This is a genomic window from Candidatus Blastococcus massiliensis AP3, from assembly GCF_000582785.1.
Classification (GTDB): domain Bacteria; phylum Actinomycetota; class Actinomycetes; order Mycobacteriales; family Geodermatophilaceae; genus Blastococcus; species Blastococcus massiliensis.
The window spans coordinates 244,661-269,124 of the sequence record NZ_HG931173.1; the positions used below are offsets into that span (position 1 = coordinate 244,661).

The following is a 24,464-nucleotide window of genomic DNA, read 5'->3' on the forward strand; positions in this document are numbered from 1 at the left end:
ACGATCAGTCCCCGCCCACGGGGCCGTCCGCGGGAGCGTCCGCGGGAGGCGGCGGAGGCTCGGCCGGCGCCGGCTCGCCGCGCAGCACCGGGGTGCCGTCCGCGTCCAGGACGAGGTAGGCGGCCGCTCCGGCCGGGACGAGGCCCGCCGCGGAGGCGGCCGAGGCGATCGCGGCGGGGGTGTTGCTGTCGACGATCCGCTGCTGCAGGCGCTGCACCTCCTGGGCCCGCTGCGCGTTGTCCGCACGCATCCGCGTCGCCTCGAGCGAGTCGACCGCGATCGCGGTGTTGAGCACGAGCAGCCCCAGGGTGGTGCCGGCGAGCAGCACGACCACGAGGAGGACGAAGGGGGCGCGCCGATGGCGCAGGGCCGTCCGGGGGCGCCGGCGGGGCCGGGCGGGCGGCGTGACCACCACGCTCAGCTGTGGGCGTGCCGGGCGAGGGGTGGCGCGGGGAGTCGTCCGGACGGGGACGGAGCGGGACGGCGCCGTCCGTGGGCCGGTGGCGACGCGGGCGGTGGCTCGGCTGCTCATGCGGCCCTCCGGATGCGCTCGGCCGCGCGGACGCGGGCCGAGGCCGCGCGTGGGTTCGCGGCGACCTCGGCGTCGGAGGCGGCCTCGCCGCCACGGGTCAGGAGCCGGAGCACGGGGCCGTGCTCCGGCAGGGGTACGGGCATCCCGTGCGGGGTGTGGTCGGTCGCGCCCTCGGCCAGCGTCTGCTTGACGATGCGGTCCTCGAGGGAGTGGAAGGTGATGACGGCGACCCGCCCGCCGACGGCGAGGGCCTCGATGGCGGCCGGCAGAGCGCGCTCGAGTGCGCCGAGCTCGTCGTTGACCTCGATCCGCAGGGCCTGGAACGTCCGCTTGGCGGGGTGGCCCCCGGTGCGCCGGGTGGCGGCGGGGATCGCGTCGCGGACCAGCTCGGCCAGCCGCGCGGTGGAGGTGAAGGGCTCGCGGGCGCGCTCGCGGTCGATGGCGGAGGCGATGCGGGAGGCGAACCGCTCCTCGCCGTAGACGCGGAGCACGCGAGCCAGCTCCTTGGGCGGGTAGGTGTTGACGATCTCCGCGGCGGTGCGCCCGGTCTCCGGGTTCATCCGCATGTCCAGCGGGGCGTCGGCCGAGTAGCTGAACCCGCGGTCGGGCCGGTCCAGCTGCAGGGAGGAGACGCCGAGGTCGAACAGGACGGCCTGCACCTCGTCGATGGCCAGGCGGTCGAGCACCTCGGGCAGTTCGTCGAAGACGGCGGGGACGAGCGTGACCCGGTCGGTGTGGCCGGCGGCGTCGATGCGGCGGGCGGCCTCGGCCCGGGCCTCGGGGTCGCGGTCGAGACCGACGAGCCGGAGCCCCGGGTGGGCGTCGAGCAGTGCGATGGAGTGGCCGGCCAGGCCCAGGGTGGCGTCGACGAGGACGGCGCCGGGAGCGGCGCAGGCGGGCGCGAGCAGCTCGCTGACCCGCTCCAGCAGGACGGGCACGTGCACGGCAGGGCGCGCGGGGTCCGGCGCCGCAGCATCCGTGCTGCTCATCGTTCCTGCCTTCCGTGGATCCGGGCTTGCTTCCCGGGATGGTGCCGCGCCGGCGGCCCGGCGAGGGGGACGCTGCGGTTCCGGTGGGGCGGGGTGGGGCGGGTGGGGCGGAGTGGGGCGAGGTCCGGTGCCGGACCGGTTCCTCGGCCCCCGCGGGGCGCCGCCTGGCGTCGGGGAAGAGCGCCAGGTGGTGCCCCGCGGGAGCGCGGGGAGGTCGCCGTCCCGCCCGGGAGGGGGCTTCGGGGAGCGGTGGACCCAGCAGCGGGGAAGGCGGCTGGGGCCGGTCCGGTCGAGCCGCGGGGAAGGCGGCTCGTTCGGCGCTCTCCGGCTCCGGTGGGGGCGGGTGGAGGCGGCCTGCGGGATCACGACAACGTCGGCATCCCCTCGCTCTCCAGGTCGGCGTAGGCGGCCTCCAGTTCGGCCACGTAGGCCTCCCAGTTGGCGGCGTCCCAGATCTCGAAGCGGGTGTCCACGCCGACGATGACGACGTCGCGGTCCAGCCCGGCGTACTCGCGGAGGCTCGCGGGGATGGTGATGCGGCCGGTCTTGTCCGGCTCGATCTCGACCATCGACCCGAAGCTCATGCGGGCGGCCATGCGCGCCCGGGCGGTGTCGGAGGGGGCCATCGCCGCCATGGCGGCGCTCTGCTCGGCGACGCGGGCCATGGTGAGGCCGTAGATGCAGCGCTCCTGGCCCTTCTTGATCACCATGCCGTCGGCCACCTGGTCACGGAAGCGGACGGGGAGGGCGAGCCGGCCCTTCTCGTCGAGCCGCAACGGATAGCTGCCGACGAACACCGGATCACCCCCTGCATCGGTCCTCCCATGGCGCTTCAGCGACCCCTGACTGGTCCCTGCCTCCCCACCGGACGACACAGTAGCCCACTAGCCCCCACTCGACACCACTCGTCGCCGTGTCGTGACCGCGCTCCCCCACTCCGCGGGTCCGGGAACGGCCGGGGCGCTGCCCAGGGGGTTCGCCGACTCCTCCAGGGCCCCGGATCCACGTACCGTGGGAGCCGTGACGGAGGTGACGCGCACGCCGGACGGCACCGCCGGCCCGTCCGTCGACGTCGCCGCGGCCGCCGGCCGGATCGCGGCCAACATGGGACGGGTCGTCCAGGGCAAGGACTCCGTCGTCCGGCTGACCCTCGTGACGCTGCTGGCCGAGGGGCACCTGCTCGTCGAGGACGTGCCCGGTGTCGGCAAGACCACCCTCGCCAAGGCCCTGGCCGCCTCCATCGACGCGACGGTCCGGCGGATCCAGTTCACCCCCGACCTGCTGCCGAGCGATGTCACCGGGGTGGCGGTCTACGACCAGGAGTCGCGCGAGTTCGAGTTCAAGCCGGGCGCGATCTTCGCCAACGTCGTGGTGGCCGACGAGATCAACCGCGCCTCGCCGAAGACGCAGTCCGCGCTGCTGGAGTGCATGGAGGAGCGTCAGGTCACCGTCGACGGCGTGAGCTACGAGCTCGCCCGGCCCTTCCTCGTGATGGCGACGCAGAACCCGCTCGAGATGGAGGGCACCTATCCCCTCCCCGAGGCGCAGCGCGACCGCTTCACCACCCGGGTCTCGATGGGCTACCCCGACCGCGACGCCGAGCTGGCGATGCTCGACGACCGGTCGACGACCGACCCGCTCGACGGCCTGCAGCCCGTCGCCGACGCGGCCTCGGTGCGCGAGCTGGTCGCCGCCGTGGGGCGGCTGCACGTCTCCGAGGCGGTGCGCCGCTACGTCGTCGACGTGGTGGAGGGCACCCGCCGGTCCCCGCACCTGAGGCTGGGTGCCTCACCGCGGGCGGGCCTCCAGCTGCTGCGGGCCGCACGGGCGTCCGCGGCCCTCGCCGGCCGCGACCTGGTGCTGCCCGACGACGTGAAGGAGCTGGCCGGCCCCGTGCTGGCCCACCGCCTGCTGATGGCACCGGAGTCCGCCGGAGCGGGCCGCACCGCCGAGCAGGTGGTCGCGGAGCTCCTCGCGACGTTGCCCGTCCCACGCGGGCGCTGATCCCGGTGCCGGACCCCGGGCGGCCGCGGACCGCGCTCACGCGCCGGGGTCGTCGGCTGCTCGCCGGCGGGGCGGCGCTGCTCGCCTGCGGGGCGCTGCTGGGTGAGCGGCCGGTGGTCCAGCTGGCCGTGTTCGTGCTGGCACTCCCCCTCGTCGCGGCCGGCGTGGTCACCCGCGAACGCTTCCGGCTGGCCGTGCGGCGCACCCTCCCGTCGGCACGGATCCCCCGCGGCCGGTCCACCGACGTCCTGCTCGACATCACCGGGACGGGCCCCCGGACCGGCGGTGTCTGGCTGCTCACCGAGCAGCTGCCGCCCACGCTCGGCCCCGACCCCCGGTTCACCGTCACCGGGCTGAGCGCCGGCCGCACGACGTCGCTGCGCTACCGGATCACCCCGGCCAGACGGGGGCGGTACTCCGTGGGGCCGATGCGGTCGCTGGTGATGGATCCCTTCGGCCTGGTGGAGCGCACCGCGACCGGCACCGGCGGCGCGCCGCTGCTCGTGCTGCCCCGGGTGCAGTCGCTGGGCTCCGCCGGACCGCTCGAGGGCAACGGCAGCGGCGACGGCTCGCGGCGATCGGCCGCCGTGCACGGGGAGGACGACGTCAGCATCCGCGAGTACCGCCGCGGCGACGACCTGCGCAAGGTCCACTGGCGGGCCACCGCACGCACCGGCGAGCTGAAGGTGCGGCTGGAGGAGCGTCCCTGGCGGGCGCGGGCGACGCTGCTGCTCGACGCCCGGGCCCCTGCCCACCTCCTGGCCCGCCGCGACGAGCGCGCTCCCGACGACAGCCTCGAGTGGGCCGTGGAAGCGGCCGCCAGCATCGCCACGGCGCTCGTCCGCCGTGGCACCGAGGTGCGCGTCGTCACCGAGTCGGGCGAACTCCTCGGCACCGGCGGCGGGACACCGGGCACGGGTGGGCCCGAGGACCTGCTCGACCGGCTCGCCACCCTGACCCCGTCACCGCGCACGGATCTGGGCCTCGCCGTCGGGACGGCGACCCGCGGCAGCGGCGAGGGGCAGCTCGTCTGCCTGCTCGGCGCCCTGGGGCCCGTCGACGTGGCCCATCTGGTGGGCGCCCGGCCGGGGTCCTCGACCGACCTCGCGGTGCTGCTGGACCTCGGCAGCTGGGTCTCCGCCGTCCGGGGCCATCGCTCCGGCGCCTCCGCCGCCCTGACCGCGTTGGCCGAGCAGCGCGAGGAGGCCGCCGCGCAGCTGCGCGCGGCGGGATGGCGGGTGGCGGTCGCCCGGGCGGGCGATCCGGTCGCCCGCGTGTGGGCGGCACTGGCGGGCAGCCCGTCCGTCCCGGGGACGAGGGCGGGGCGATGAGACCCCTGGACGTGCGGACGCCGCTGACCGCCGCCGCGGCGACGGTGCTGGGAGCGCTGGCGCTCGGGCCGGTCCTCTCCCCGGGCCCCTGGCTGCGTCCGGTCGTCGCCGCCGTCCTCGTGGTCGCGCTCGCCGGCCTGGCGCTGCGCGCCGCCGGAGCGACGATCGGGGTCCGCGCCTTCCCCGACCGCCCACCGCCCGAGGCCCTGGCCACCCTCGGCACCGTGCTCGTGCCGCTCGGGCAGTTGTTCGCACTGGCGTGCTGGCTCACCGTGCGCTTCGCGTCGGAGGGCGCCTTCGGCGGCGTCGTCCCCACCCCGGCCAGCCTCGAGGTCCTGGTCGCCGTCCTGGGTGACGGAGCCGACGAGATCCGCGAGCAGATGGCGCCCGCCAGACCGGTCGCGCCGCTGATGGCGGTCATCACCGTCTTCGTCGGGCTCGTCGCGGTCCTGGTCGACCTCGTCGCCGTCGCCGCGCGCCAGGCCGCCCTCGCCGGCCTGGGGCTGCTCGTCCTGTTCTGCGTGCCGGTGTTCACGCTGACCGGCGGCATCGGGGTGCTCGCCGTCGTCGCCCCCGCGGCCGGGTTCGCGCTGCTGCTGTGGGCGGACCAGTGCCGGCGGGTGGGCGCCGGGAGCCGGGAAGGTGGAGGGCGGCAAGGTGGAGGGCGCGGCACCGGCGCGGGGACCGCCACGCGCATCGGCGCCGCCGCGGTGCTCGTCGGGCTCATCGGTGGCGGGCTGCTGCCGACCCTCGCCGAGGGTGCGCTGACCGGTTCGGGGGCCGGGGGTTCGACCGGCACGGCGATCAACCCGATGACGACGATGGTGGGGCAGCTGACGCTCCGCGACCCGGTCGACCTGCTGCGGGTCGAGTCGTCGGTGGAGGACCCGGGCTACCTCCGCGTGGTGACCCTCGACCACTACGACGCCGAAGGGGGCTGGTCACCTGCCGGCCTCAAGGCACGACTTCCGCTGAACGCGCCGCTGCGTCCGGCCGGTAACGGGAACACCGACCGGTCGGTCACCGCGACGATCGAGGCGATCGGCCACGACGACCGGTTCCTGCCGGTGCCGGTCGCGCCGGTCACGGTGCGCATGGACGGCGGGGAGAACGGCTGGCGCTTCGATCCGGACGCCGGCACCGTGATCGGGAACCGCCAGACCAGCGAGGGTCGCCGGTACGAGGTGACGGCCGTGGAGCCGCGCCCCACCCCGGAGCTGCTGGCCGCCGCGGCGGAACCGAACCCCGAGTACTCGATCGTGGAGCGGAACACCGCACTCCCCCGACTGGACCAGCGGGTGGTCGACGAGGTGGACCGCCTCGTGGCGGGGGCGGTCGACGGGTACGACCGCGTCCGGCGGATCCTCGACTTCCTGACCGACCGGGGCAACGGTTTCCGCTACTCCCTCGCCACCCCGCCCGGGACGAGCGGCGACGACCTGGTCGACTTCCTGACGGAGAAGCGCGGGTATTGCGAGCAGTACGCGGGAGCGATGGCGGTCATGGTGCGCCAGGCGGGCATGCCGGCACGGGTCGCGCTCGGCTACACGACCGGCACGGCGCAGGACGACGACAGCCGGCTGATCACGACCGACGACGCGCACGCCTGGGTCGAGGTCTACTTCCTCGGCGTCGGCTGGGTGCCCTTCGATCCCACGCCCATCGACGAGGACCGGCGGGCGGATCTGCCGTGGGCGCCGCGGGTGGCCCCCGAGGAGCGGCCGGAGTTCGAGTCCGATCGGCCGGCACCCGCGCCGGAGCTGTCCGTGGTGGAGCCGATGCTGCCCGAGGAGCCGGTCGGCGAAGCCCCCGTCGAGGCCACCGGTCCGGCCTCCTCCGGGGGCCGGGCGTGGGGGGTCGCTGCCGGGGTCGCGCTGCTGGTCGCGGCGACGGGGACGCTGCCGGCCGGGCTGCGGGTGCTGCAACGACGTCGACGGCTGGCCCGGGGCTCCGCGACGGCGCTGTGGGACGAGCTGGCGGCCACCGTCGACGACCTGGGCCAGTTCCGGGACCCGGCCTGGACCCCGCGCGAGGCCGGCCGGGCGTTCGCCGGGCGGACCGTCGGGCCCGCGGGCGCGGAGGCGGTCGGCCGGCTGGCCCGCGCGGAGGAGCGGGCCAGCTACGGGCGGGTGCCGGGTGCGCCCGAGGAAGGACTGGACGAGGCGCTGCACACGGCGCGACGGGAGCTGTCCCGGGTGGTCCACCGGCGTGCCCGGCTCCGGGCGGTGTTCTGGCCGGCGTCCCTGGCCGCAGACCTGCGCACCAGGGCGGCTGCCTGGTCGGACCGGACCGCGGCACTGCCCCGCCCGTGGAGGCGGGACTCCCGCCCGGTCTGACGGCGGCGGGGAGCTACTGGTCGTAGCGGCGGCGGAACCGCTCCTCGAGCCGGTTCTTCAGCGGCTGGCGGCCGACCCGGCCGCCGCGGCTGCCCCGGCCCGGACCCGCGGGGCCGCGGCCGCTCGCCGGGGTGGGACCGGACTCGACCGTGCCCGTGGCGACCTTGTAGTGGAGGACGGCCAGCCCGGCGCCGCCGAAGGCGACGAGGAAGCCGAGCGCGCCGATCAGCGGCTGCTGGGCGACGGCACCGCCGACCAGGACGGCGAAGCCGAGGACGACGAGGGCGGCACCGATCTGCAGTCGACGGCGGGCCTTCAGCCGGCGGTCGCCGGTGCGGACGGAGGAGGCGAACTTGGGATCGTCATCGACGAGGGCGCGCTCGATCTGCTCCAGCAGACGCTGCTCGTGCTCGGAGAGCGGCACGTCGACCTCCAGGTGGGCGGAGCCATGGCCGTCGGAGGCTCCCGCCGACGGTGATATCGAGGATACGAGCCCTTTGCGGGGCGCGAAAGGTGACCGTACGGCGAGCCGTGGGCGAACCGCGGGTGATCACTCCTCCGGGTGTCTGACGACTGGCCGCCCTCCACGGTTCCGCGGCGCCCGCGAGAGCGGATCCGCGCTGGTCAGGCCGCTCCCACCGGGCCGCCCGACCCGGTGCAGCAGCGTCGCCGGACGCACCGCGCCGGCGCCGAACCGGCGTGCCGCGCGGTCGGCGGCCAGCTCGGCGTCGCGCCGCCCGTGCTCCCGGGCGCCGAGCTCCAGCTGCTGGGGCGCCGAACCTGCCTCCACCAGCCGCTCGGCGCGCACTCCCACGAGCCGGATGCGGGCCCGGTCGAGCCCCAGCGCGTCGAAGAGGGACCGGGCGGTGTCGTAGAGCTCCTGCCCGACGTCGGTCGGGACGTCGAGGGTGCGGCTGCGGGTGATCGTGGCGAAGTCGGCGAAGCGGACCTTGATGCTCACCGTGCGGGCCAGCCAGCCACCCGAGCGCAGCCGGCCGGCTGTCCGCTCGGAGAGGAGCAGCAGCTCGCGGTGGATGACCTCCGGGTCGTCGACGTCGGTGCCGAAGGTCTCCTCGTGGCCGGCCGACTTCTCCGGCTCGTCGGGGACGACCCGGCGCGGGTCACGGCCCCACGCGAGCTCGTGCAGATGGCCGCCCGACGCGTGGCCCAGCGCCCGCTGCAGGGTCTTGGCCGGTACGTGGGCCAGGTCGCCCACGGTGCGCAGCCCGAGCCGCAGCAACTGCTCCTCGGTCTTCGGGCCGACCCCCCACAGCGCGCCGACCGGCAGCGGGTGCAGGAAGTCCATGACCTCGGCCGGCCGGACGATCCGCAGTCCGTCCGGCTTGGCGGAGGTGGAGGCGAGCTTGGCGACGAACTTGCTGCTCGCCACGCCGACCGAGCAGGTGATCCCCTGCTCGTCGAAGACGCGGGCGCGGAGGTACTCGCCGATCTCGGCGGCGTCGCCCAGCCGGCGGCCGGCGCCCGCGACGTCGAGGAACGCCTCGTCCAGGCTCAGCGGCTCCACCAGCGGGGTGATCGCGCGGAACAGGGCCATCACCGACCGGGACACCTCGGCGTAGAGCGCCAGGTCACCGGGGAGCACCGTCGCCGTCGGGCACAGCCGCAGGGCGCGGGCGGTGGGCATGGCCGCGTGCACCCCGTAGCGCCGCGCCTCGTAGGTGGCCGAGGTGACGACGCCCCGGTTGCCCGCCCCGCCCACGATCACCGGGGTGCCGGCCAGCTCCGGCCGGCGCCGCACCTCGACGCTGGCGAAGAACGCGTCCATGTCGACGTGCAGCACGGTGCACCCCTGCGCCCGCCCGGTCACTCCGCCTCCTCGTTCGAACACGTGTTCGGATACCTGTCCGGAGCGTAGCCCCGGGAGGAAGGACGGGCGCGCCGCGCCGTGGCGCCGTGTCCCACTCGTGACCGGCGCCCGGTCCCCGCTGGTGGGACGGCACGTGTCGGGACAGGATGCGGAAGGTAAGCAGCGGCCGGAGGTCCGCCGACCGGCGGCCCGGATCCCACGACGAGCGGAGGAGCCCATGGCTCTGGACGACGAGATGACCAGCGGCGGCGACGGTGGGGCCGACGGCGGCGCCGACAGCGGTGCCCACGGCCCGGCCGACGGCGGCGCGGGCGCGGCCGACCACGGCGCAGCCGGAACGCCCGGCGGTCACGACGGTGGTGCCGACGGTGGCGCTGATGGCGGTGCCGACGGTGGTGCCGATGGTGGTGCCGATGGTGGTGCCGACGGCGGCGCGGACGGCGGTGCCGACGGTGGTGCCGACGGCGGCGCGGACGGTTCGGCCTGAGCGAGGACCCAGCCCCGCGGGGCCGGGCGGAGCAGCCGCTCCGCCCGGCCCTGCGGCGGTGCACGCACATCGACCCCGCCGTCTTCGCCCAGGAGTACTGGGGCCGCCGCCCCCTGCTGACCCGGGCGGCTGACACCGGGAGCGACTTCACCGACCTGCTCGACCTCACCGCGGTCGACGAGCTGCTGTCCCGCCGCGGGCTGCGCACGCCCTTCCTGCGGATCGCGAAGGACGGCCAGGTCGTCGACGCCAAGCGGTTCACCGGCCCGGCCGGCGCGGGCGCCGAGATCGCCGACCAGGTGAGCAGCGACTCGGTCCTGCGGCTGTTCGCCGACGGCAGCACCGTGGTGCTGCAGGGGCTGCACCGGCTCTGGCCGCCGCTGATCGAGTTCGCCGACCAGCTGGCCGCCGACCTCGGGCACCCCACGCAGGTGAACGCGTACGTCACCCCGCCGTCCTCGCGCGGGTTCGACCCGCACTACGACGTGCACGATGTCTTCGTCCTCCAGGTCGCGGGGCAGAAGCACTGGACCATCCACGAGCCGGTGCTGCGCGATCCGCTGCGCACCCAGGTGTGGACCGACCGCCGCGCCGAGGTCGCCGAGGCCGCGACCCGCGAACCCGTGGTCGACGCCGTCCTGGAGCCGGGCGACGTCCTCTACCTCCCCCGCGGCTTCCTGCACTCGGCTACGGCGCTGGGCGAGATCAGCGCGCACCTGACCATCGGCATCCACTCGGTGACCCGCTGGGGCGCGGCCGAGGCGGCGCTCGACCTGGTGCGCACGCTGGCCGCCGAGGACGGCGCGCTGCGCGGCTCGCTGCCGCTCGGCGTGGACCTGGCGGACCCGGGCAGCGTGCGGGACGACGTCGTCGCCGTGGTCGATGACCTGCGCGAGTGGCTGGGCCGGGTCGACCCGGACGAGGTGGCCGAGCGGCTGCGCGCCCGGACCTGGGCGCAGGTGCGGCCCGAGCCGGTGGCCCCACTGGCCCAGGCGGGCGCCGCGACCGCGCTCACCTCCGACACCGTGGTGCGGCTGCGCCCTCGGCTGCGCTGCCGGCTGGGCGACGGCGACGACGGGCAGGTGGTGCTGGTCGGCGGCCGCCGCACCCACACGTTCCCGGCGTCCGCACGCCCCGCGCTCACCGAGCTGCTCGCGGTCGGCGAGCTGAAGGTGGGCGACCTTCCCGGGCTGGAGCCCGACGACCAGCTCACCCTGGCCAGGCGGCTGGTCGTGGAGGCGGTCGCCGTGGTCCCGGACGCCGCAGTTCCCGGGCCGTGACCATCGCCGCTCCCCCGCCCCCGGACGACGTCTCCGGCACCGACCTGCCCGCTCCGCCGACGGGGCGCCTGGACGAGACACGGTGCTCGGTCCGCGCGCTGCAGCGGGGCGACTCGGGGGTGGCGACTGCCTCCCCCGTGCACCGCTGGCTGCTGATCGAGCAGCCCGGCCCGTGGGGCCGGGACGCGCTGCTGCAGTCCCGCTTCGATGCCGGGGTGGCGCGGCGGCTCGCCCAGCGCGCGCTCGAGGAGGACGTGCGCATCCTCCTGGTCCGCCGGCCCGGCGACCGGCTGAGGGACTCGGGCCAGCGCTGGGCGTACGCCGACGGCCGGCCCGGCCGCGAAGGGCTGTGGTGGGCGGTGCGCTCCGCCGACTCCGACCTGCTCACCGCGCCGTGGGACGGCTCGGTGGGCGAGCCGGCCGGCCGCCCCACCTACCTGGTGTGCACCCACGGCGGGCACGACGCCTGCTGCGCGTTGCGCGGCAGGCCACTGGCCCGCGCGATGCCGGCGTCCGGCCCGGCGGACGTGTGGGAGTGCAGCCACCTGGGCGGTGACCGGTTCGCCGCCAACGTCGTCGTCCTGCCGCACGGCTTCTACTACGGGCAGGTGCCCGGCGACGGTGGGCTGGTGGTCGCCGCGCACGAGCGGAACCAGGTGGCGCTCGCCTGGTTGCGCGGCCGAGCCGGGCTGTCGGCGCCGGCGCAGGCAGCCCAGCACGGGGCCCGCGAGGAGCTCGGCCGGCTGGGTGTCGACGATCTCGCGCCCGTGGCGACGACGCGGCTGCCCGACCCGGCACCCGGGGTCGAGCGCTGGGAGGTGACGCTGGCCGATCCGGAGGGTCCCGTGATCGTCGTCGTCGAGAGCCGCCCTTCCCCCGAGGCCGTGCACCTCACCTGCTCGGCGGCCCGTCCCGGCCGGGTGCGGACCTGGCACCGGCTGTCGGTCACCCGGACGCCGACCGGCCGCTGACCCTGCGACCGGGCCCGGCCCGGCCGTCAGCTCAGGGACGATCCGGTCGCGACGAGCAGCGGAATCGCGAGCTCGGTCGGGGTGAGCGAGCCGTGGTAGGCGGCCAGCCGGCTCGGCCCGGGCTCCTGGTGGGACGCGGTGAGCGCCCAGGTGCCGCGGGCGAGCGCGACGACGTCCCCGATGCGGGCGGCGACGTCGTCGGCGACCGGACCGAAGACCCCGCTCGCGACCGCCTCGTCGCGGCCGATCACCCAAGCTCGGTCGCCGAGGAGGACCCGCCACCGGTCCAGCACGTCCGCGGCGGCGCCGGGACGGGCGTGCACGTAGCGGGCGCGCGGTTCGCCGGCCAGCAACCGGACGCCGTCGGCGAGCTCGGGAACGGCGTCGACGTCGAACCGGGCACCGGCAGGCACGTCGAGCATGCCGTGGTCGGCGGTGACGAGGAGCACGGCGTCGTCGGGCAGTCCGGTGACGACCTGCTCCACCATGCGGTCGACGAGCTGGAGCTGGGCCCGCCAGCTGTCGGAGTCGACGCCCCGGACGTGCCCGGTCAGGTCGAGGTCGGCGTGGTAGCCGTAGACGAGGGCGCGTGGCGTGGCGGCCAGCGCGTGGAGGACCCGCGCGGTGAGGTCGCCGGCGCTGACGGTGCCGGAGTAGGCGGCGCCGCGGTAGGCCGAGCGGGTGAGCCCGCTGTCGGCGTAGGCGTACGGGGCGACGACGGTGGCCGGGACACCGGCGGCCTCGGCGTGCTGGAAGACGGTGGCGCGCGACTGCCAGACGTCGGGGTCGGGGTCGTCGCGCCACTGGGTGTGGTCGAGCTTCCGGTTCTCCCCCGGGACGTCGGTGACGAAGCCGAGGATCCCGTGGCTGCCCGGCGGGAGGCCGGTGCCCAGGGTGGCCAAGCTGACCGGGGTGGTGCTCGGGCAGGGCGCGGAGAGGTCCCCGACCGGGCTGGCCAGGGCGGCGAGCGTCGGCGCGAGGGTGGGGTGCTGACGGACGAGGTCGGCGCCCAGGCCGTCGACGAGGAGGACTGCCACCCGTCGGGCACCGGCCAGCGCGGTGTGCAGGCCGAGCGGGTCGGCGGGGAGGTCACCCCGGTCCACGGGGACGCCCAGGGCCGCGGCGGCCCCGGGCAGCACGTCGACCAGTCCGGCGGCGCCGTAGGCCGGCGGGCGCAGGTCGGGAGGGAGCGCGCTCACGGGCGGGTGGCGAGGACGTGCACACCGGTGGCCACCTCGCGGTAGGGCGAGGTGTCGGTCAGCGCGAGCTCCAGGGCACGGACTGCGTCCTGATCGGCACCGGAGGCGGCGTCGAGCAGGTCGGCGACCACCGAGAGGCCCCGCCAGGAGCCAGGCGCCAGGCCCGCCCCCTCGACCAGGGCGAGCAGGTCGTCGGGGGCGAACCGCCGCCGGGCCGCGGGCCGGGTGCGCGCCGCGGCGGGGTCGCGGTCCTCGAGGAGGGCCAGTGCCTCGACCGGATGTCCGGCCAGGGCGCGGGAGAGGACGGCGCCGGCCCTGTTGGCCGCAGCCACGCTGACCTGACCACCGCTGCGCAGGACGCCGGCGATCTCCCGGAGGGTGACGGCGGGGTCGTCGACGACCTCCAGGACCGAGTGGCAGAGGGCGAGGTCGTAGCCGCCGCCGGGGGCGAGCGTCGAGAGGACCTCGTGCAGCAGGTCGCCGTCGCCCTGCACGCCGCGCACCCGCTCCCCCACGCCGGCCGTGTCGGCCCGGCGGGCCAGGGTGGCCAGGGCGTCGGCGCTCGGATCGACGACGGTGACGTCGTGGCCGAGCCGGGCCAGGGGCACGGCGAACATGCCGCTGCCGCCGCCGACGTCCAGCACGCGCAAGGGGGTGCCGGCGCCGATCAGCGGGTCCAGCGCCGCCCAGACCGCGGCACCTCTCGGCGGGAGCTGCTCGGCGGAGGACGTCTCGGTCGGCACGGGCCGAGCCTAGTGGCGGGACGCGCCGCCCACCGCTTCCCCGCCGGGAGGCGACGCGCGACCGCTCAGGCGGGGACGCTCTCCGCGGCCCGCCGGATCTCGGCGATGTCGATGCGGCGCATCTGCAGCATCGCCTGGGTGGCCCGCTGGGCGCGGGCGGGCTCCGGATCGCCGAGCAACGCGTACAGCTCGGTCGGGATGACCTGCCAGGAGACGCCGAAGCGGTCCTTGAGCCAGCCGCACTGGCTCTCCTCACCGCCGCCCTCGAGCAACCCGAACCAGTAGTGGTCGGCCTCCTCCTGGTCGGCGCACATGATCTGGAAGGAGATCGCCTCGCTGAACGGGAACTGCGGACCGCCGTTGAGCGCCGTGTACTGCTGCCCGTCCAGGGTGAAGTTCACGGTCATGACGTCGCCCTCCTTCATGGGCGGCGGCATGTCGGGTCCGTAGCGGGTGACCTCGTCGAGGTGCGAGTTCGGGAAGACCGAGGTGTAGAGCGTCGCGGCCTCCTCGGCCTGGCCGTCGAACCACAGGCACGGGATCTGCTTGGGCATGGTCGGTCCTCTCTGGAACGTGCTCGTGCTGACGCTGTGAGGACAGGAGCGGAGCCACGGACTCATCGGTGAGATCGGGCTGTCTTCCACGGCGCGGTGGATCTAGCGTGTCGGCGTGCCGGAGCCGCACGTCGACCTCGCCTGGCGGGGCGCACTGACCGATGCCGAGATGGTGGAGCTGATCGCTTCCCACGGCGGGGAGCCGGTGGCCGGCTGGTGGGACCGGATTCGCCCGCACAGCCTCGGCTGGGTCACGGCGCGGTCGGCGGGACAGCTCGTCGGCTTCGTGAACGTGGCCTGGGACGGCGGGGACCACGCGTTCCTCCTCGACACGAAGACGCGGGGTGACCGGCAGCACGAAGGCATCGGCACGCTGGTCGTGCGCGCCGCCGCCCGGCGGGCGAAGGAGGCAGGCTGCGAGTGGCTGCACGCGGACTTCCGGCCCGAGCTGCGCCCCTTCTACCTCGACGCCTGCGGGTTCCGGGAGACCGTGGCCGGCCTGGTCCACCTGCCCTCGCTCGCCCAGCGCCCGATCGGTTTGCCGAGGCGGGATCAGCGGGCAGTTCCCTGGGGAACGTGACCCCACCGACGCGAGGAGTTCCCATGACCCGGTCCGCCCGTCCCCGCATGCTCCGCGCCACGCTGAGCGCATTCGCCATCACCGCCGCGGCCTTCACCTCCGCCGCCTGCGGGTCCGACGTCGTGGACGACGACGTCGAGCAGAACATCGAAGAAGGCGTCGACGACGCCGAGCGCGAGGTCGAGGAGAACACCGACGGCGAGGACGGCGAGGGCTGATTCGCGCCGATCCCCGTTCAGTGCCCGGAGCTGCCCGGGCTGGAGTGCCAGAGCTTGCGGGGCGGTCCTGACGCCGCGCGGCGGGCGGCCGTCCCGGCGTCGTCGCCGGCCGGCTTGATGTCGGCGTAGGGCGACATCCGGAAGCCGGTCGGGTGCACCAGCACCGGGCGCGCCATCACCGGCCGGCTGCTCCGGGACGCTGCGGCACCGGTGATCGCCTGCTCGGTGATCTCCCCCGGCGCGGCCATCAGCTCCCGCACGCCGTCCAGGCCGTCGGCCTCCCACGCCTCGTGCAGCGCGGGCAGCTCCCACGCACCGGTGGCCCGCAGCGAGATCCCCCGCGCGCCCGTGCGGCGCAGCACTCCGCGGATGACCAGCAGCCACGAGTGGAAGACCGTCGCGGCGTAGGGGCCCTGGGCGTCCTCGAAGAAGGTCGAGTCGGTGCATCCGGACCCGTCGTCGAGGGTCACGAACACCACCCGCCGTCCTGACCGGATCGGCGGGGTCTGTGTCGCGACCTTCACCCCGGCGACCAGCACCTCCGATCCGCTGCGGCAGCCCAGCAGCTCCCCGGCCGGCACCGCCCCGAGCGCGGCGAGGAACGGCTTGTAGAAGTCGACGACGTGCCGGCTGGCGTCCAGGCCGAGCACCTCCAGCTCGGCGTGCACCAGTTCGGCGTCGGTGAACTCCGGCAGCCCGCTGCTCTCCGCCCAGTCCGGGGCCTCCGCCGTACCGCCGTTCTCGTCCTCGGAGACCTCCATCCCCATGAGGTCGAGGCTGAGCTGGCCGTGGGAGCTCGCCCGCGCGCCGCTGCGGCTCCACCGGTCCAGCTCGCCGATCTGCAGCAGCAGGTCGCGGCGGGTCAGCTGCCGACCGCGGTGCGCGGGTCGGCGCGCCTCGCGGTCGCGCACCCCGAACCCGTAGAGCGAGTCGAAGCCGCCGGCGAGCACCAGGCGCTCCACCACCGGGCGCGACACCGACGCCCGGGACCAGAAGTCGGTGAGCGAGCGGTAGGGCTGTCCGGCGACGACGCGGGCCACCTCGTCGTCGGAGATGCCCTTCACGTCGGCCAGCGCCAGGCGGATGCCGTACCGCGAGGGGTCGGGCATCGTCGCCGGCATCCAGTCCGGCCGCCGCCGGTACCCGGTCGGGCTCTCGGGCGGGGTTTCGTCACACCCCTCATCCCGCTCCTCATGCTCGACGGCGCAGCGCTCGACCCGGTACGTCGCCGCCGAGGCGTTGACGTCGAGGCCCAGCACCCGGATGCCGAAGTTGCGGGCGTCGTCGAGGATCAGCCGCTTGGGGTACATGCCGGGGTCGTGGGTGAGCACGCCGGCGAGGAAGGCCGCCGGGTGGTGGGTCTTGAGCCAGGCCGACTGGTAGGTGGGCAGCGCGAAGGCCGCCGCGTGCGCCTTGCAGAAGCCGAACGACCCGAAGGCCACCAGCACCTGCCACACCTGCTCGGCCACCTCCACCGGGTAGCCGGCGTCCAGCACGCGGGGCATGAACCAGGCCCGCACCTCGGGATGGGCGTCCTTCTCCCCCAGCGCCCGGCGCACCTCGTCGGCCTCGGCCAGCGTGCACCCGGTCATCCGGGACACCACCTGCAGCACCTGCTCGTGGAACACCACCACCCCGGCGGTCTCGGCGAGCGCGAACTCCAGGTCGGGGTGCGGGTACTCGGCGTCCCGCCAGCCGTTCCGGGCCATGAGGAAAGGCGTCACCATGTCGCTCTTCACCGGGCCGGGCCGGAACAGCGAGATGTCGATGATGATGTCCTCGAAGGTCTGCGGGCCGAACTTGCCGACCAGCTCGCGCTGACCCGGCGACTCGATCTGGAACATGCCGAGCGTGCGGGTCGAGCGGATCAGCTCGAAGGTCGTCGGGTCGTCGCGCGGGACGGCGTCGATGTCGACCGTCTCGCCGTCCACCCGCGCGACCTCGTCGAGGGCGTGCGCGATCGCCGACTGCATCCGGATGCCCAGCAGGTCGAGCTTGAGCAGCCCGAGCTCCTCGACGTCGTCCTTGTCGAACTGGCTCATCGGGTAGCCGAGATAGCTGCTCTCGACGGGTGTGCGGTCGAGCAGGGTGGTGTCGGACAGCAGCACGCCGCACGGGTGCAGCGCGATGTGCCGCGGCAGCCCGTCGAGCCGGGCGACCAGGTCGAACAGCAGGTCCAGATCCCCGGATCCGCCGGCCCGTCTGGACCCGTACCGGCTGGCCCGCAGCTCGGGCAGGTCGCGCAGCGCGGCGTGCACCTGGTTGGCCCGGATGTGCGGAAAGGCCTTGGCGACGGCGTCGATCTCGGCCTGCGGCAGGCTCAGCGCGGCCCCCACGTCGCGGATCGCGTGCCGCACCCGGTAGGTGTCCATCATCGAGATGCAGCTGACCCGGTCGGCGCCGAACCGGTCGAGGACGGCGTCGTAGACCTCCATCCGCCGGGCGGACTCCACGTCGATGTCGATGTCGGGCAACTGGTGGCGCAGCGGCGAGAGGAACCGCTCCATCAGCAGGCCGTAGCGGAGCGGATCGACGTCGGAGATGCCGAGCAGATAGGTGACCAGGCTGCCGGCGCCCGAGCCCCGCGCCGCCGCCCGAACCCTCAAGCTCTTGATGAGGTCGACCACGTCGGCGACGGTGAGGAAGTAGGACGGATAGCCGAGCGAGTCGATGACCGCCAGCTCCTCCTCCAGCCGGCTGCGCACCCGCTCGGTGAACGCCATCCCGCGCCGGCCGAGCCCCGCCTCGCAGCGGGCGCGCAGCACCTGCGAGGAGGTCATCCCCCGCTCCGCGGCCGTGGTGACGACATCGAGCTCGGGATAGCGCACGCTGCCGATGCCGAGGTCGCCGCGGATGTCGACGGCGCACTGCTCGGCCAGCCGGGCGGTGCGCTCGAGCAGCCGGAGCGCGGCGTCCCGGTCGGGGCCGACGAGGTCCTCGGCCACCTCGGCCATCTCCTTGCCCGACTTCAGGTACCCCTCGGCGGTGCGCCGGTCGACGTGCCGCAGATCGAGCGGGACCAGCCGGCGCGCGGAGTCGAGGACGTCGGCCGTGGGTGCGTCCAGGGCATCGACGTACCGGACGGCGTTGCTGAGGACCACCGGCACGCCCTGCTCGGCGGCGAACCGGAGCATCGCCTGCGCCCGCTGCCGGTCCCCGCGGCCGCGGTGGTGCACCACCTCCAGCGCCAGGCCCGCCCCGAAGACCGCCCGCCAGGTGTCGAGCTGGACCGCGGCGAGATCGCTGCGGCCGGCGACCAGGGCCCGCCCCACCGCGGAGTCCGGTCCGAGCAGCGCGGTCAGGCCGGTGGCGTGCTCGGCGGCCATCGCCAGCGAGCTGACCGGCTCACCGCGGGTGCCGCGCAGGTGGGTGCTGCTGGTGAGCCGGCACAGCGACGCCCAGCCGGCGCCGTCCCGGGCCAGGAAGGTGACGCGCGGCAGCCGGAGGTCCACCGCCGTCCCGCCCCGGGCGGGTGACCGGCGACTGCCCGGCGCGGTCGGCAGCTGCATCCGGGGCGGCTGCATCCGGGGCGGCCGGGCGCCGGACGCCGCGCCGCCGAGGGCGTGCGCGAGCGCCGGGGGCACGGTGCTGTCGACCGCGGGGGCCACGGCCAGATCGACCCCGAAGATCGGGCGGATCCCCGCCGACCGGCAGGCCAGGGCGAACTTGACCGCGCCGTAGAGCCCGTCGCGGTCGGTGAGGGCGAGGGCGCCCATCCCGTGCTCCGCGGCGCGGGCGACCAGGTCGGCAGGGTGGTTGGCGCCGAACCGCATCGAGTAGCCGGACGCGACGTGCAGGTGGACGAAGGGATCGCTCACCGGGGGTACTCGGTCGCGGTGCCACCGACCACCCGCGGCCGCGGATGGACCCGCTCGGTGTCGACGCCCAGGCAGCTCTCCACGACCGCGAGGAATCCGCCGACGTCGCGCACGAGGTCGTCGGCCTCCCGCTCGGTGACCGCATGGGAGAGCCCGGCCTCGGCGGCGGCCCGCTTGGCCGCCCCGGCGGCGAAGAAGGTGGCCCACTCCCCCAGTTCGGGGGCGACCTGACCGAGCAGCACCCAGGCGCTGCGCGGACGGCGCCGGGCGACCTCGGGACGGGTACGGGCGGCCAGCACGGCAGCCGCCGCCCGCAGCGCGCCGAGGTGTGCGGTGGCGTAGCGCTGACGGGCATCGGCGCAGCCGGCGGCCTCGGCCAGCCCGCGGCGCGCCTGGTCCAGCAGCGTGGCGGCAGCGGCGGGCAGCGCCGGGGGCAGGGGCAACTGGTCGGCCATGAGAGGTCGGGCGCCCATCAGTCGTGCACCCGGACGAGCCACCAACGGTTCGCGGAGGCGTCCCAGGACAGGTCGAAGACACCGGCGAAGTCCATCCGCGACCGCCCGGCCCGCACCGCCTCGACCCGCCACACCTCGCGGGGAGCGACCAGATCGGCCGAGGCTCCGCCGACCCCCGCGTCGCGCTGCCACCAGGGTGCGGTCTCCAGCCACGAGTCGAGCAACTCCCCCACGACGTACCGGGACTGACCGCGCCAGAACTGCAGCGGACCGAGGGCGCCCCGCTCCACCTGCACCTCTTCGCCGACCCGGTCGACGGCCTCGCCCAGCACCCGGCTCATGACAGACTCCCCACCCCTCGACCGCTCCCCGCGGCCGGACCCGCCCCGGTGGGGAAGGACCAGGGGCGGGCGGACCGGCGGGACCGTTCAGATCATCGTTCGAACACGTGTTCGAACACCGATCAGTAGACCGGACCGGCTCCCTGCCGTCAAGACGGACGCGCCCGTCATCCCCACCTGCCACGATGCCCGCGTGCACGGGACCGCCGCCCGGTCCACGTCGAGGAGCTCACCGGCCCCGGGAGCGCGGAGCTGCTCGCCCGGGCCCCGCGGCCGACCGGGGCATCCCGGGGACGTCGCCCGAGCGGCCGTCAGCAGGCGGCGGGTGGGAGGATCGCCGGCATGCCGCCCGCCGACTCCCCCCGGGTCGCCGAGGTCAGCCGGCTCCTGCGGGAGTCGGGCGCCCTCGGCACGGTGCGCGAACTGCCCGCCGAGGTCCGCACCGCAGCCGCGGCCGCCGCTGCGCTCGGCGTCCCGGTCGGAGCGATCGCGAACAGCCTCGTCTTCGTGGCCGCGGGCCAGCCCCTGCTGGTCCTGACCAGCGGCGCGCACAGGGTCGACGAGACGAAGGTCGCCGTCCTGCTGGGCGTGGACTCGATCTCCCGCGCACCGGCGGACCTCGTCCGAGAGGTCACCGGCCAGCCCATCGGCGGCGTCGCCCCCGTCGGCCACCCCGAGCCGATCGGCACGCTCGTCGACGTCGAGCTCGCCCGCCACGAGCAGGTCTGGGCCGCCGCCGGCCATCCGGCCACGGTCTTCCCGACCACCTACGACGAACTGCTGCGCCTCACCGACGGCACCCCCGCCGAGGTCGGCGACGGCCCGGCGGACGCCGCCCCCACCCGGCTCGACGCCCCGGAGGCGGTCGGCACGTGACTGACACCAGACCCGGCACCCGGATCATCGAGCTGCCCACCCCGTGGCTGCGCGACCACATGCACGAGGCGCTGACCATCTACGGCCTCGCCATGGGCTACGACGCCGCGGTGGTGGCGGGCCGCTACGGCTACGCCATCCAGCACACCGACCGCCCCGGCTTCCGCGCCGTCGGCGCCTTCGTGGAGACCGGCGCGGGCGGGGACGAGCCGGCCGAGCAGCTGGTCGGGTTCGGCTACGGCTACCTGATCGAGCCCGGGCAGTGGTGGCATGACCAGGTCCGCGCGGCGCTGGACCGGCGGACGGCGAAGAAGTGGCTCCCCGGGGCCTTCGAGGTCTGCGAGCTGCACGTCCATCCCGAGCACCAGAGCCGGGGGCTGGGCCGGCAGCTGCTGCACGCCCTGGTCGCCGACCTGCCCCACCCCGCGGCGCTGCTGTCGACCCCGGACGCGGACACGAAGGCGTTCCGGCTGTACCACGCGGACGGCTTCGTCGACCTCGCCCGCGGCTACCACTTCCCGGGCGATCCGCGACCGTTCGCCATCCTCGGCGCGCAGCTCCCGCTGCATCCGACCGACCCGCAGCCGGCGAACAGCTGAGCGTGCCCACCTCAGCAGCGAACCCCGCCTCCCCCGACGTCGCCGTCGACGTCGTCGTGATCGGTTCCGGCCACAACGGACTGGTCGCGGCGTGCTACCTGGCGAGGGAGGGGCTCTCGGTCGAGGTCGTGGAGTCCGACGACGTCCTCGGCGGCGCGGTGTCGACCGTCGAGCGCTGGCCGGGCGTCCTCGTCGACCGCGGCTCCAGCGCGCACGTGATCATCCGGCACAGCGGCATCGTCGAGGAGCTCGACCTCGCCGCGTCGGGGCTGCGGTACATCGACTGCGACCCGTGGGGCTTCGCCCCTGCGCCGGCCCCCGGAGCCGAGGGACCGGACGGCCGGCCGCTGGTCTTCTCCGTCGACCTCGACGCGACCTGCGCCTCGATCGAGGCCGCCTGCGGCCCGGAGGACGCCACCGCCTACCGCCGCTTCGTGGAGGTGTGGGGCCCGCGCAGCCGGGCGGTCGTCGCGTCCTTCGGTCGCCGGCCCAGCGCGGGCGGACTGGTGCGCTCGTTCTGGCCGCTCGGCGCACCCGTCGACGGCCGGCCCCGGACGCCCGGCGGCGACCTCGCCATCGACTTCCTCGGCTCGGGCGACGCGCTGCTGGACCGCTGGTTCACCAGCGAGCGGCTCAAGGCTGCGCTGGCCTGGTTCGGCGCGCAGTCGGGCCCGCCCATGTCCGAACCGGGCACCGCCGCGATGGTCGGCTGGGTCGCGTTGCTGCACGACGTCCCGCCCGGGCACCCCGTCGGCGGCTCCGGGGGCCTGACGCAGGCGCTGCGGCGCCGACTGGAGGCCGACGGCGGCCGGGTGGTGCTGGGCGACGGCGCGGCCCGCCTCCTGGTCGACGACGACGGCACCGGACCGCGGGTGGCCGGCGTCGAGACCACGTCGGGTCGCCGCGTGCACGCCGGCGCCGTCGTCGCCGCGTGCCACATCGGGGTCACCCGCCGGCTGGCCGGGGAGACCGCCCCGCCGGCCCTCGCCGACGCCGACCCGCCCGTGGGCAACGGCTTCGGGCTGGTGGTCCGGGCCCTCACCAGCGCCCCACCCGCCTATCCAGGGGCGAGTCCGGAGGAGTCGTCACAGGGGCTGCAACTGCTCTGCACCGACCGGGCACACCTGGCGGCCGCGCACGGCGACTGGGGCGCCGGCCGGGTCCCCCGGGAGCCGGTTCCGCTGGCGATGTCCTTCTCCGCCGGCGACGAGACCCTGGCGCCGCCCGGTCAGCACGTGGTCACCATCTGGGGTCAGTGGTATCCCTACGCCCTCGCCGACGGCGCCGACTGGGACGCGCTCGCGGAGGACGAGGCCGCCCGCCTCGTCGCCGCCGTCGACCGGTTCGCGCCGGGGTTCGCCGACTCGGTACAGCGGCTGTACGTCCAGACGCCGCTGGCCCTGGAGCGGGAACTGTCCCTGCCGCGCGGCAACGTCATGCACGTGGAGATGGGCCTGGCGAGCATGTTCGGCTTCCGCCCGACACCCGCGCTCTCCGGCTACCGGGTGCCGGGGCTGGGCGGGCTGTACCTCGCCGGCGCGTCCACCCACCCGGGCGGCGGGGTGTCCGGCAACTCCGGCCGCAGCGCGGCTCGCGTCGTCCTCGGGGACCGGCGTCCACTTCCCCGTCTGAGATCGGCGGCCGGCCGGTCCCTGCGACGGGTGGCCGGACTGCGTGGCCGGTGGACCTCGTGATCCCGTCGGTCGCCGCGTTCCCGCTGCCCGGGGCGCAGCGCGTCCGCCAGATCGTCCCGCTCGTCCTGGCCGTCGCCCTCGTCGGCACGGCCATCGCCTACCCGCTCTCCGACGGCGACACCCGGGACGCCGTCAGCTGGGCCATCGTGCTGCTGGGCGGGGTCCTCTCGGTCGTGCACGCCTCGCTGAGCCGGGGGTTGCGCACCGGGCTCGGGGTGCTCGCGCTGGTGCTCGCCGCGTCCATCGGATTCGAGTCGCTCGGGCTCGCCACCGGCTTCCCCTACGGGACCTGGACCTACAGCTCGGTGCTGGGTCCCACCCTCCTGGGCGTGCCGTTCCTCGTGCCGCTGGCCTGGCTGATGATGGCCTGGCCCTCCTGGGTGCTGGCCGACCGGCTGGCCCGTCCGGTGCGGCCGGCCCGGCGACGGCTCGCCCGCGTCGCCTGGGGGGCCGGGATCTTCGCGGCCTGGGACGTCGTCCTCGATCCCCAGATGGTCCAGGCCGGCTACTGGACCTGGGCACACCCCTCGCCCGGCCTCCCGGGCATCGACACCGTGCCGCTGACCAACCTCGCCGGCTGGGTGTTCGCCGGCCTGGTGCTCATGACCCTGCTGGACCTGCTGGTCACCCGCACCGCCGACGCACCCAGGACCGGGGACGCGGCGCCGTTGCTCGTGCTCGGCTGGATGACCCTCGGCGGGGCGCTCGCGCACGCCGGCTGGCTCGACCTGCCCGGCTCGGCCTTCTGGGGCGTCGTGCTCGCCGTCCCGGTGCTCGTCACCCTGGCCGTGCAGCACCGCCGGACGGCGCGGCGGTGAGCGGGCGGCTGCTCCGCACGCTCGCCGGTCTCTCCGTCGCCGGTGCGGTGCACGCCGCCGTCAACGTCGCCCTGCTCCGCCGTCCCCCCGCCGACCCCCCGCCGGTGCGCCGGCCGGTCACCGTCGTGGTCCCGGCCCGCGACGAAGCCGGCCAGATCGGCGGCTGCCTCGCGGCCCTGCTGGACCAGCGCGGCGTGCCGGACCTGCGCGTCGTCGTCGTCGACGACGGCTCGACCGACGGAACGGCCGGCGTCGTGCGTGCCGTTCCCGACCCGCGGGTGCGGCTCGTCCAGGCACCTCCTCCCCCACCCGGCTGGCTGGGCAAGCCGCACGCCTGCGCGACCGGGGCGGCCGCGGCCCCCGGTGCCGACGACGAGGTGCTCGTCTTCGTCGACGCCGACGTCCGGCTCTTCCCGGACGCGATCGCCGGCGCCGTCGCCGTCCTGGAGCGGTACGGCCTGGACCTGGTCTCCCCGTGGCCGAGGCCGCTGGCGCACGGCCCGGCCGAACGGCTGGTGCAGCCCCTCGCCCCCTGGCTCTGGGCGACGACGCTGCCGCTCCGCCTCGCCGAGCGCTCGCCCCGGCCGTCGCTGGCCGCCGCCAACGGGCAGTTCCTCGTCGTCGACCGGCGCGGCTACCAGCGGGCCGGCGGCCACGGCGCGGTCCGCGGCGAGGTGCTCGAGGACATCGCCCTGCTCCGCGCGGTGAAGCGCTCCGGCGGCCGCGGCGTGCCGATCGACGGGTCGGCTCTCGCGGCCTGCCGGATGTACGACGGCTGGCCGGCCCTGCGGGACGGCTACGCGAAGTCGCT

Annotated in this window: 24 protein-coding genes; 13 read left to right on the forward strand and 11 right to left on the reverse strand. The window is 75.7% G+C overall.

The window, feature by feature from the left end; genetic code table 11:
- Nucleotides 1-4: 4 nt before the first annotated feature.
- The 3 genes from ftsL to mraZ all read right to left on the reverse strand — a co-directional run bounded on the left by ftsL (nt 5) and on the right by mraZ (nt 2,318).
- Nucleotides 5-532: a cell division protein FtsL gene (gene ftsL / locus BN344_RS20035; protein ID WP_051515396.1), complete on the reverse strand. Its 528-nt coding sequence runs from the start codon at nt 530-532 to the stop codon at nt 5-7.
- Nucleotides 529-1,521, reverse strand: a complete 993-nt coding sequence (gene rsmH / locus BN344_RS01185) for a 16S rRNA (cytosine(1402)-N(4))-methyltransferase RsmH (protein WP_040336701.1) — start codon at nt 1,519-1,521, stop codon at nt 529-531. Before rsmH ends, ftsL begins: the two co-directional genes overlap by 4 nt.
- Before the next feature lie 362 nt (nt 1,522-1,883).
- Complete coding sequence (gene mraZ, locus BN344_RS01190) at nt 1,884-2,318, reverse strand: division/cell wall cluster transcriptional repressor MraZ (RefSeq protein WP_040336702.1); 435 nt, start codon at nt 2,316-2,318, stop codon at nt 1,884-1,886.
- Nucleotides 2,319-2,541: 223 nt separating this feature from the next.
- On the opposite strand from mraZ, the gene BN344_RS01195 reads away from it, so the two are divergent.
- From BN344_RS01195 to BN344_RS01205, 3 genes are read left to right on the forward strand one after another with little or no spacing between them, the layout of a single operon-like run.
- Nucleotides 2,542-3,525: an AAA family ATPase gene (locus tag BN344_RS01195; RefSeq protein ID WP_040336703.1), complete on the forward strand. Its 984-nt coding sequence runs from the start codon at nt 2,542-2,544 to the stop codon at nt 3,523-3,525.
- 5 nt (nt 3,526-3,530) lie between these two features.
- Nucleotides 3,531-4,856, forward strand: coding sequence for a DUF58 domain-containing protein (locus BN344_RS01200; RefSeq protein ID WP_040336704.1), 1,326 nt, complete (start codon nt 3,531-3,533; stop codon nt 4,854-4,856).
- A complete protein-coding gene (locus BN344_RS01205; protein ID WP_081788453.1) occupies nt 4,853-7,192 on the forward strand; it encodes a transglutaminase TgpA family protein in 2,340 nt (779 codons plus the stop codon). The genes BN344_RS01200 and BN344_RS01205 overlap by 4 nt, the downstream gene beginning before the upstream one ends.
- A 13-nt stretch (nt 7,193-7,205) precedes the next feature.
- On the opposite strand, the gene BN344_RS01210 is transcribed toward BN344_RS01205, so the two are convergent.
- Together BN344_RS01210 and dinB are read right to left on the reverse strand one after the other, a co-directional pair.
- Nucleotides 7,206-7,616 (reverse strand): DUF3040 domain-containing protein, encoded by a 411-nt coding sequence (locus BN344_RS01210; RefSeq protein WP_040336705.1) that lies wholly within the window; start codon nt 7,614-7,616, stop codon nt 7,206-7,208.
- A 126-nt stretch (nt 7,617-7,742) separates the two neighbouring features.
- Complete coding sequence (gene dinB / locus BN344_RS01215; protein ID WP_051515397.1) at nt 7,743-9,020, reverse strand: DNA polymerase IV; 1,278 nt, start codon at nt 9,018-9,020, stop codon at nt 7,743-7,745.
- A gap of 217 nt (nt 9,021-9,237) precedes the next feature.
- Here dinB and BN344_RS01220 point away from each other — a divergent pair, with 217 nt between their 5' ends.
- The 3 genes from BN344_RS01220 to BN344_RS01230 all read left to right on the forward strand — a co-directional run bounded on the left by BN344_RS01220 (nt 9,238) and on the right by BN344_RS01230 (nt 11,758).
- Nucleotides 9,238-9,507 (forward strand): hypothetical protein, encoded by a 270-nt coding sequence (locus tag BN344_RS01220; protein WP_040336706.1) that lies wholly within the window; start codon nt 9,238-9,240, stop codon nt 9,505-9,507.
- Between the two features lie 299 nt (nt 9,508-9,806).
- Nucleotides 9,807-10,787 (forward strand): cupin domain-containing protein, encoded by a 981-nt coding sequence (locus tag BN344_RS01225; RefSeq protein ID WP_331279625.1) that lies wholly within the window; start codon nt 9,807-9,809, stop codon nt 10,785-10,787.
- Nucleotides 10,784-11,758, forward strand: coding sequence for a sucrase ferredoxin (locus BN344_RS01230; protein ID WP_081788293.1), 975 nt, complete (start codon nt 10,784-10,786; stop codon nt 11,756-11,758). Before BN344_RS01225 ends, BN344_RS01230 begins: the two co-directional genes overlap by 4 nt.
- Nucleotides 11,759-11,784: 26 nt before the next feature.
- Here the strand turns inward: BN344_RS01230 and BN344_RS01235 are convergent, their stop codons facing one another.
- From BN344_RS01235 to BN344_RS01245, 3 genes are all read right to left on the reverse strand, one after another.
- Nucleotides 11,785-12,957, reverse strand: coding sequence for an alkaline phosphatase family protein (locus tag BN344_RS01235; RefSeq protein WP_040336708.1), 1,173 nt, complete (start codon nt 12,955-12,957; stop codon nt 11,785-11,787).
- Nucleotides 12,954-13,700, reverse strand: coding sequence for a class I SAM-dependent methyltransferase (locus BN344_RS01240; RefSeq protein ID WP_040336709.1), 747 nt, complete (start codon nt 13,698-13,700; stop codon nt 12,954-12,956). The genes BN344_RS01235 and BN344_RS01240 overlap by 4 nt, the downstream gene beginning before the upstream one ends.
- A gap of 65 nt (nt 13,701-13,765) precedes the next feature.
- Complete coding sequence (locus BN344_RS01245; RefSeq protein WP_040336710.1) at nt 13,766-14,254, reverse strand: VOC family protein; 489 nt, start codon at nt 14,252-14,254, stop codon at nt 13,766-13,768.
- Nucleotides 14,255-14,369: 115 nt separating this feature from the next.
- Here BN344_RS01245 and BN344_RS01250 point away from each other — a divergent pair, with 115 nt between their 5' ends.
- Both BN344_RS01250 and BN344_RS01255 read left to right on the forward strand, forming a co-directional pair.
- Nucleotides 14,370-14,834 carry a GNAT family N-acetyltransferase gene (locus BN344_RS01250; protein WP_040336711.1) on the forward strand — a complete coding sequence of 155 codons (465 nt, stop codon included), beginning with the start codon at nt 14,370-14,372 and terminating at the stop codon, nt 14,832-14,834.
- 23 nt (nt 14,835-14,857) lie between these two features.
- Nucleotides 14,858-15,052 (forward strand): hypothetical protein, encoded by a 195-nt coding sequence (locus BN344_RS01255; RefSeq protein WP_040336712.1) that lies wholly within the window; start codon nt 14,858-14,860, stop codon nt 15,050-15,052.
- Nucleotides 15,053-15,069: 17 nt separating this feature from the next.
- Here the strand turns inward: BN344_RS01255 and BN344_RS01260 are convergent, their stop codons facing one another.
- Genes BN344_RS01260 through BN344_RS01270 form a run of 3 tightly spaced genes read right to left on the reverse strand, consistent with a single transcriptional unit; the run spans nt 15,070 to nt 19,666 of the window.
- Nucleotides 15,070-18,870, reverse strand: coding sequence for a DNA polymerase III subunit alpha (locus tag BN344_RS01260; RefSeq protein ID WP_040336713.1), 3,801 nt, complete (start codon nt 18,868-18,870; stop codon nt 15,070-15,072).
- Nucleotides 18,867-19,343 carry an SAV_6107 family HEPN domain-containing protein gene (locus BN344_RS01265; RefSeq protein ID WP_051515398.1) on the reverse strand — a complete coding sequence of 159 codons (477 nt, stop codon included), beginning with the start codon at nt 19,341-19,343 and terminating at the stop codon, nt 18,867-18,869. Before BN344_RS01265 ends, BN344_RS01260 begins: the two co-directional genes overlap by 4 nt.
- Nucleotides 19,343-19,666 (reverse strand): DUF6504 family protein, encoded by a 324-nt coding sequence (locus BN344_RS01270; protein WP_040336714.1) that lies wholly within the window; start codon nt 19,664-19,666, stop codon nt 19,343-19,345. The genes BN344_RS01265 and BN344_RS01270 overlap by 1 nt, the downstream gene beginning before the upstream one ends.
- Before the next feature lie 342 nt (nt 19,667-20,008).
- On the opposite strand from BN344_RS01270, the gene BN344_RS01275 reads away from it, so the two are divergent.
- From BN344_RS01275 to BN344_RS01295, 5 genes are all read left to right on the forward strand, one after another.
- Complete coding sequence (locus BN344_RS01275; RefSeq protein ID WP_040336715.1) at nt 20,009-20,542, forward strand: YbaK/EbsC family protein; 534 nt, start codon at nt 20,009-20,011, stop codon at nt 20,540-20,542.
- Nucleotides 20,539-21,141 carry a GNAT family N-acetyltransferase gene (locus tag BN344_RS01280; protein WP_051515399.1) on the forward strand — a complete coding sequence of 201 codons (603 nt, stop codon included), beginning with the start codon at nt 20,539-20,541 and terminating at the stop codon, nt 21,139-21,141. Before BN344_RS01275 ends, BN344_RS01280 begins: the two co-directional genes overlap by 4 nt.
- Before the next feature lie 2 nt (nt 21,142-21,143).
- Nucleotides 21,144-22,835, forward strand: coding sequence for a phytoene desaturase family protein (locus tag BN344_RS01285; protein ID WP_040336716.1), 1,692 nt, complete (start codon nt 21,144-21,146; stop codon nt 22,833-22,835).
- Entirely contained in the window at nt 22,823-23,653 is an 831-nt protein-coding gene (locus BN344_RS01290) for a carotenoid biosynthesis protein (protein ID WP_231486408.1), read from the forward strand. Before BN344_RS01285 ends, BN344_RS01290 begins: the two co-directional genes overlap by 13 nt.
- Nucleotides 23,650-24,464, forward strand: an 815-nt coding sequence (locus BN344_RS01295; protein WP_040336717.1) for a glycosyltransferase family 2 protein, incomplete at its 3' end; no start/stop codon positions are given. The genes BN344_RS01290 and BN344_RS01295, both read left to right, overlap by 4 nt.